Below are 398 nucleotides of genomic sequence, written 5' to 3'. Positions count from 1 at the left end.
CCGCCGTTGCGGATCTCCCAGAGGTTGTAGCTGCCCTTCTTCTGCTGGGCCAGCGGCGTGCGGCCGGCACGGTTCTTCAGGCTTGCCAGCACGTGCTGCGGGTCGAAGGGCTTGCCGTTGATCAGCCACTCCGTTTCGCCGCCGCCCGAACCGCGCTCCACCTCGAAGATCAGCCGGTTGTCCAGCATGGACTGCCAGTTGCTCGGCAGCGGCGGCAGGTCGCGCATCTTCATGGGGATCTCGCTGTCGTCGGGAGCGTCGTCGCCGATCACGAACTTGAGCACCGGGACCTTGTAGTTCGGGTCCGGCGCGAACCTGGACGAGTTGGACCACATCCGGCCGTTGGGCATCTTCATCACGTCGGTGAGGTAGATGACGTCGCCCTTGGTGGTGGGGGT

At 65.3% G+C, this 398-nt stretch carries 1 pseudogene; it reads right to left on the bottom strand.

Annotated elements, in window-relative coordinates:
- Positions 1-398: pseudogene (locus AC1DFE_RS24210) on the bottom strand (multicopper oxidase family protein); the annotation flags it as partial.

Source organism: Arthrobacter sp. 05T423 (genome assembly GCF_056396245.1).
This window is presented reverse-complemented; position numbering and strand designations above follow the sequence as displayed.